Genomic DNA, 8129 nt, shown 5'->3' with positions numbered 1-8129 from the left:
ACCAGAGTCCGGTTTTCAACTTTAAATAGTCCGGTTTTGAATTTTAACTGACAGGTGTCGCAAATTCTATTGACAAGGATTGAGTCTCCTGCTAGTCTTTCGTGTCCGCTTGTTCGCTGAAAGGGGGACCGGTGAAAATAAGAACCTGGTTTCTGTTTCTTGGAATCGTCATCCTGAGCTTCTACCTGGGGAGCTGCAGGAAGCAGAGGCCATTGTTTGAGCGGAACGAGCCGCCTGACACTTTCATCGTCACGGCCACTGAAGATTCTTCCCAAATCTACTACAGGGCGAATCTTCACTGGGCGGGCGTTGATCCCGACGGACAGGTGGTCGGTTTCTATGTCGCCTTCACAGATACAGGGAATCCACCTCAATATTATGACTGGCGATGGACAGCTTCTACCGAGACTACGGTAACTCTTCAGGCAAACTTGCCTCAAGTCATGGGCCACACACTGTATGTCAAGTCTGTTGACAACAGCGGGACTGAGGACCCGACCCCTGCCAGGTATGACTTCTTTTCGAGGGACGCAACTTTTCCCAGGGTGAGGAACATATCGGCATACGCGGTGGTCAGGGGTCAGACGTACCCCATCAGGAGTCCCTACTCAAGGACGGCGGCTCCGAGAGACACTATTCCGTTCGGAACCAGTGCCGATTCCATACACTTTTCCTGGAATGGATTCGACGATGACCCGGGCGGCTATGTAACCGGGTACAGGTACAAGGCCGATGTTGAGATGCTTATGCATGAGGTGGGAGCTTCCGATACTGTTGCAGTCTATCCGCTCAACATGTTCGGCCCCGGACAGCATTCCTTTCAGGTTTCCTCAATAGACGATGCCGGAGCAAAGACCTTTGAAGACTCGACACGGGCATTCGTCGTGGGTTTCGACCCTGAGACATGGGTCATAAGTGCGAGCGAACGAACTTTCGGACCTATGAAGGATCCTTCCCTTGTAAAGAGCCAGGCTGACGGTGATACACTCAATGATACCTATTACCTGGCGTTCATTCCTAACTTGACCTTTAGCTTCATAGGAGCAGACAATCCCGAGAATAATGCAGCCGGAATTGTCGCCTACTCGGCAAAAGTGCACCGCAGCGACGAATTTGGTGAAGCCTGGCCGCCGGCTAATCCGAATGCGACTACATATGGAAAGAGCGGAAGCGGAGGCTTCTTCTACAGCGGCGACTACACTTTCCAGGTGAGAAGCTCCGTGACGTGGACCGACCTTGCTTACACGAGAAATGATGGGACGCCGGCCAAGTACTATTTCTCAATCAACCACGCGCCGGGTGTGGTTGACTATGGCCTCACGCCATCGCCCGACACCACGTTTACCGTGGTGATCGGCGATAGTCTCAATGAGCTCCTGGTCAGATTTTTCTGCCTCGACGTTGATGGCATAGTAACTGAGTACAGGATTACACTCTTGAATGAATCCGGCACCCGTGAAATAATGGGGACGCCGTGGACGGAACTAGCCATTAAGGTTCAGCGTCCCGGTTCCATCTCTGAACGCTTCACGAGGGTGCCCCCGGGCACATACCTTGTCCGGATCAGCCTGAGGGACGATGCGAAGAATTGGCTATGGGGCGGGCGCTCGGAGAAAAGGGAAGGATCGAGGAAATACAAGATCCGTATAGTCGAAAGATGAGGCCTGGACGGAGTGAGTGTATGAAAAGAATACTTGTTGTCCTTGCTGTGCTGGTTCCTTTGCTTGCACTTGTGTTTGCCTGCGGGAAGAAGAACGTTGTCCCTTTTGTCAAGCCGAACAAGCTGCCGCAAGTAGCACTCACGGGACGGCCTTTTGGGGTGGCGCCATACAGCTACACCTTTTCCTGGACTGCCTGGGACAATGACGGGGAGATTGCGAGGACGATCTACGCGATTTCAAGACCAATACCCTATGATATTCTCAACAATGAGGATAGTCTCAAGGTCGCCCTCGCAAGCCTTCGGTGGCAGGAGGCAGACGGTTGGAAGAGGAGCGTCAGTTTCGATGCCGACACGCTCTTCGGCTTTGGAGAGACTCCTGGTTCGCCCCCGGACACTGCATATCACTACACGTACAGAGCCGAATTCAGGAAGATGCACCTTTTCATAGTGAGAGTGATTGATGATAGAGGGGACACATCAAAAGTTGACCAGAATAGCTACGTAGCTTTCAGTGCCAGCAACATTGCGCCCAAGTCCTGGATTCTTCAGCCGATTTCGAACGAGTATTGGGCAATCGTCGGGAACAGACTCAATGCACGGTGGGCGGGGAATGATGAGGACGCGACCTCCCTTTCCAAGACTCCTGTGGCGTATCGGTGGAAACTCGTCCCCTTGGGGCCGAACCTGAGCGCATCCGATGCACTTAACTATCGCATGTACACTCTCGACACAACCAGCACGGCAAAATGGGTTGAAGTCCCGGGGACCACGACTTCCATGAGCCAGGATCTGGATCTAGGCAACTTCTACCTATTTGGCGTGAGGGCTATCGACGAAGCGGGGGCTGTGGAGCCTTTGCTTATGAAATCAATTGGACCCATTCAGGATGTGGGTTCCACACTCGGCAGTCCGCTTTACCGGGGAAACTGCATGATTGTCAAGGCACAACTGGGTGCCGGGCTCCCCTCACTTACGGTTTCTGAAGCGGTGTTTGGGACAAAGGGGCCTGACTCGGGCTTGATTGAATGGATGATTGAAATTTCGGCCGGTCAAGAGCTGACTTTTAGCTGGGTAGGAGATGCCAGCATCTATGGGGGAGAAATCCTCGGCTACAACTACGCCCTTGATCCTGTTGAGACAGATCCCGCCCAGGATCCGGATCACTGGAGCGGTTGGAACCGGACGCAAACCCGGTTGAGAAGGCCGCTTATCATCAACTCACCCGGCACGCACTATTTCTATGTCAAGGTGAGGGACAATGGCTATAACGAAACAACAATGCGCATAGAGATACGAGTTCTCGCATTCAATCCCGATAGAGCAATTCTTCTCATAGATGACTACAGAGATCTTGACGCCTCTCCTTCGGGCAAGAGCCCGTTCACTGATGTTGAGCACAATGCCTGGTGGAAGAAGATTCTTGACAGAAGCGTTCTCCAGTCCAGGTACGGAGTTGACTCGGTCTATGTTTACAAGGTTTACGGATATAATCCCATTAACGGGCAGGAGCCGGGTCAAGACCCGAGGCCTGTCTCACTCACGGAGCTTCTCAGGTACAGGGCAATACTATGGAACGTTTATGCAAGGAACACCGGAACGTTCCTCGGGATGGCAGCCGCCGGGACTCCCGAATATGCTCCCAGCCTTGTTCCTTATCTGGCTGCAGGCGGCTCGCTGTGGCTGTTCGGTAACGGCGTTTACAAGCAGCTTGAATGGGTGCCGGGAGTGGGCGGTCAGAACTATCCCATTCTGATCGAGACCAGCGATATTTCGTTCAACAACCTGCTTTCAAACAGCGGGAATGCAGCAAAATTCCGAATTGACATATGCGGTTCCACTAACTACCCGCCAAGCAAACAGAACATTCACGGCCTTGTCTCGGCAATTCCCTACACGAGCAAGAAGAAAGGGGCGCTGCGTCCGTACCCTCCGTTGGTCATCGACAACTCGAAGTTCCCTGCCCTTCAGCAGCTCGGTATCGGGCGCGCAGACGGCGAGTTCCCAAAACCCCATGAGACAACGCCGCAGTCGCTGGTTCAGGCTGGGCTTGATACCCTGTATCTATTCGGGCCGAAATCGACCACCTCGCCGCTTTCACCGACCAGAAACAGGTACCCATTGGGCATAAGGTGTGAAAACACTGGTTCATCGGGTAGGGCAACCAAGATCACCTACCGCGTGGTAGTCACTCCCTTCGACCTTTACTATTTCAATCAGAAACAGGTACAGGACTTGACGTTTAGGGTCTTGGACTGGTTCTTCCTGCGCAAGGACTGATGATGAACTTTCGAACCCCGGGCTTTGTCTTATTGTTGTGCCTCTGTGGCGCCGGAATTGTCTCCGGAGCGGTGTTCACCCTGGACCCGTTCCCCGGCAGGTTCTCTGCTTCAGGAGGGAAGGTCTATGAGAGCCGTGCCATTTCATTTGACTGGCCGGCGGATTCCGTTCTTGAAACATCATCTGCATTCTGCGCCTACAGGGTGTGGAGAAGTTTTCACCCAAGCACTGATACGACAGGTTTTGGCGGTTTCATGCTTCTGAGACAATACATGAAGAAGGGGACTTTCTTTGTTATTGGGGATACCCTCTCCTGGAGTTTCGTGGGAAATCTGAGGGCATTCGTTGACCCTGATTCGTTCTGGGCCAGGAAAAAAATACACATCGGTGGCGGGGATTCGACCTGGGTCAGAGTGGCTGTTGCAGGGCCTCACAACGGGATGCCTTGCTACTATGCGGTGACGTTCACAGATGCGCTTGGGACTGACCATCTCGTAGCATCACATCCCAGGGCGGTATATGCCGAGAGTCCCGCCAAGTCCGACCTTCAGAGTGTCTGGGTGGTCCCGAATCCATGCAGACCCGACACACCGTGGAATGTGGGCTCGCAGAGCAAGGTGCAGTTCGTGAACCTGCCCCAGAAGGCAACGATAAAGATTTACACTCCCGCAGGGGATCACGTGCGGACGCTTGTGCATTCAAGTTCCACGGGTGGCACGACGAGCTGGGATCTCAGCAATGACTCAGGGCGGCAAGTTTCGTCCGGCATTTACCTCTATCTCATAACTACTGACGCAGGGGAAGAGATACAGGGCAGGTTTGTAATAATAAGGTAAAGGTCACTCATCGCAGTTTCGGCGAAGCTGTTTTCCTGTTCCCTTTTCCCCCTTTTTTCGCCGCTTGTGTTTCCGGGTACAAACCACAATCCTTCTGGAGTTCCTTAGGAGAGAACGGAGGTGAGGGTGTGAAAGAGTATAGAAACTTCATAGACGGCAAGTGGGTTTCATCAAGGACAGGGAAGACTTTTGAGAACAGAAATCCCGCAAACTGGGAGGAAGTTGTCGGCATCTTCCCCGCATCAGATTCGAGAGACGTGGATGATGCAGTCTCTTCTGCGAAAGCTGCTTTTCCCTCATGGAGATTGGTTCCGCCGCCGAAGAGAGCGGACATCCTTCTCAAAACGAGGGATATCCTGATCCGGCGAAAGGAAGAGATCTCACAGTTGATGACGCGGGAAATGGGCAAGGTGCTTGTCGAGACTCGCGGAGATACGCAGGAAGGAATTGACACTGCCCTCTATTCAGCCGGAGAGGGAAGACGGCTTTTTGGCCAGACAACCACATCTGAGCTCCGTGACAAGTTTGCCATGTCTATACGGCTGTCGGTTGGAGTCTGCGGGCTCATCACACCGTGGAATTTCCCGATGGCAATCCCGACGTGGAAAGTCTTTCCGGCGCTCATTTGCGGGAACACCGTTGTCATAAAACCTGCCAGCGATACGCCGCTCACGGCCACGCTTCTTGTTGAGGTTCTGTCAGAAGCAGGGGTTCCTGAAGGCGTCGTCAACATTGTGCACGGGGGCGGCGGAAGCGTGGGAACCGCAATAGTGGAGCATAAGGATGTCAGTCTGATTTCCTTTACAGGGTCTTCAGATGTCGGGAGAGATATCGGAGGAAGGTGCGGCAGGAGCCTCAAGAAAGTCTCGCTCGAACTTGGCGGGAAGAACGGGCAGATTGTTATGGATGACGCGGATCTCTACTCTGCAGTGGAGGGAGCGCTCTGGGGGGCTTTCGGAACGACGGGGCAGAGATGCACGGCGACTTCAAGACTGATAGTCCACGAGAAGGTGCTGAAAGAGTTCACGGCCATGTTTATCGAGAGAACGAGAAAGCTCAAGGTGGGAGACGGCCTTCTTCCTGACGTGCAGGTCGGCCCGCTTGTCAACAAGGGACAGAGAGATACGGTTGATAAATATGTCAAAATAGGAATCTCCGAAGGAGCAAAACTTCTGACGGGCGGGAAAGTGTGCGAGGAGGGGGATCTCAAGAAAGGATTCTTCTACGAGCCGACGGTCTTTGGAGATGTGCACCGCAAGATGAGGATTGCGCAGGAGGAAATCTTCGGACCGGTTATAGGCATCATTCCTGCAAAGGATTTTGATGATGCAGTCTCTATTCTCAATGATTCCGACTATGGTCTTTCCTCCTCGATATACACTAACGACATCACGAGAGCTCAGAGGGCAATCCGCGACCTTGAAGCTGGGATCACATACATAAACGGCCCTACGATCGGGGCAGAGGTTCATCTCCCCTTTGGCGGGGTCAAGGCGACAGGGAACGGTCACAGAGAGGCGAGCGTGACCGTTCTTGATATCTTCAGTGAATGGAAGTCCGTCTATATTGATTTCAGCGGAAAACTTCAGAGGGCCCAGATTGACACCTGACCTTATCCTGTCGGGGATGGTTGTCTGAGAAATTGAGGCACAAGAAACCTGCGGAAGGAGTTGCTAATTGAGAAAACAAGACGCGCCAAGACTTGTGACGAAGCTGCCCGGGAGAAGAGCGCGGATGGTTGTGAACCTCGACAAAGAGCACATTTCTCCATCCTACACCCGCACTTATCCGCTTGTCGTTGAGAAGGCGGAAGGCATTTACCTGTGGGACGTCGATGGAAACCGGTTCATTGATTTCAATGCCGGAATCGCTGTCTGTTCGACCGGGCACAGGCATCCGAAGGTAGTGAGAGCGATACAGAATCAACTCGGAAAATTCCTTCACATGTCGGGGACTGATTTCTACTACACGGTCGAAGTCGAGCTTGCAAAAGCCCTGGGGGAAATTACCCCTGGGAATTTCAGGAAGAAAACATTTCTTTCCAACTCAGGCACGGAAGCAGTTGAAGCTTCGCTCAAACTCGCCCGGTACAAGACAAGAAGACAGAATTTCATTGCGTTCTTCGGGGCTTTCCACGGTAGATCGATGGGCTCGCTTTCACTGACTGCGAGCAAGGCGATCCAGCGGAAGGGGTTCTTTCCGCTCATGCCGGGAGTGACGCATGTTCCTTATGCCGACTGCCACAGATGCGTATTCAATCTTGTGCCCAAGAGCTGCGATTTTGCGTGTGTTTCCTACATAGAGGACGTGGTCTTCAAAAAGCTGGTCCCCGGCGAAGAGGTTGCTGCATTCTTTGTAGAAGCTATACAGGGCGAGGGAGGATATATCGTCCCACCTTTCGGATATCACCAGAGAGTGAAGAAACTGGCGGAAAAATACGGAATCCTGTTCATTGCGGATGAGGTGCAGAGCGGGATGGGAAGAACCGGAAAAATGTTCGCAATTGAGCACTGGAAAGTAGTTCCGGACATCATGGCGCTGGCCAAAGGAATTGCATCGGGTCTTCCTCTGGGCGCTACAGTGGCATCTGCCAAGGTCATGGATTGGCCGCCCGGCTCGCATGGAAACACGTTTGGCGGAAATCCTGTTTCCTGCGTCTCGGCGCTTGCGACAATCGAGCTTCTGAGAGACGGACTTGTTGAAAACGCCAGGCGAGTCGGCGAATTTGTCAAAGATTCTCTTGAAGAAATAGCAGAATGCCACCCGGCTATCGGCTGGGTTTCAGGGCTTGGTCTCATGCTTGGCGTAGAAATCGTCTCCGACACGGACAGGAGAAAAGGAGATCCAGCGAAGAGGGATGCGATTGTCCAGGAATGTTTCGAGAGGGGACTTCTTATCCTCCCGACCGGCCCGAGCGCGATAAGGTTCTCTCCGCCGCTTGTTGTGAAGAAGGCGCAGGCCGAGATTGCGCTTGAGATCTTCGAGCGCGCCGTGAGCAAAGTCGAATCGCGAAAAAGGTAATCCGGGGACACCTCACTTGATTCTAAGGCGTGAATTAGCGTCGCTGAGTCCTGCAAGGATCGGTTCCTCTGCACGGGCTCAGTTGATATTACCCTCTCCCCTTTGGGGAGAGGGTAGGGTGAGGGGAGTTCGATGATCCAGGCGAAGGTCCTAATGAGGACGCTCGATCATGTATTCTTATTGTACCATGAAAATCGAAAGGTTGTCTTTCAATTTTCAGGGTAATCTACTCCGATTCTCCCAGCAGTGAAAGGGCCTCTCCGTCACAAAGTGCTGGGGCTAGTGCTGTGTCACATAAATTCGCGAACTTATTATGCGGTGCCCCAGCACTT

Annotated in this window: 5 protein-coding genes; all 5 read left to right on the top strand. The window is 52.9% G+C overall.

The window, feature by feature from the left end; translation table 11 throughout:
* Window positions 1-131 precede the first annotated feature (131 nt).
* The 5 genes from QME66_11995 (at window position 132) to QME66_11975 (ending at window position 7797) form a co-directional block, all read left to right on the top strand.
* Window positions 132-1661 carry a hypothetical protein gene (locus QME66_11995; protein MDI6809685.1) on the top strand — a complete coding sequence of 510 codons (1530 nt, stop codon included), beginning with the start codon at window positions 132-134 and terminating at the stop codon, window positions 1659-1661.
* A gap of 20 nt (window positions 1662-1681) precedes the next feature.
* On the top strand, window positions 1682-3940 hold the full coding sequence (locus tag QME66_11990; GenBank protein ID MDI6809684.1) for a hypothetical protein: 2259 nt from the start codon (window positions 1682-1684) through the stop codon (window positions 3938-3940).
* A 2-nt stretch (window positions 3941-3942) separates the two neighbouring features.
* On the top strand, window positions 3943-4776 hold the full coding sequence (locus QME66_11985; protein MDI6809683.1) for a T9SS type A sorting domain-containing protein: 834 nt from the start codon (window positions 3943-3945) through the stop codon (window positions 4774-4776).
* 128 nt (window positions 4777-4904) lie between these two features.
* Window positions 4905-6386 (top strand): aldehyde dehydrogenase family protein, encoded by a 1482-nt coding sequence (locus QME66_11980; GenBank protein MDI6809682.1) that lies wholly within the window; start codon window positions 4905-4907, stop codon window positions 6384-6386.
* Window positions 6387-6453: 67 nt separating this feature from the next.
* Window positions 6454-7797: an acetyl ornithine aminotransferase family protein gene (locus QME66_11975; GenBank protein MDI6809681.1), complete on the top strand. Its 1344-nt coding sequence runs from the start codon at window positions 6454-6456 to the stop codon at window positions 7795-7797.
* Window positions 7798-8129: the final 332 nt, after the last annotated feature.

The organism is Candidatus Eisenbacteria bacterium (genome assembly GCA_030017955.1).
GTDB lineage: Bacteria > Eisenbacteria > RBG-16-71-46 > JASEGR01 > JASEGR01 > JASEGR01.
This window is presented reverse-complemented; position numbering and strand designations above follow the sequence as displayed.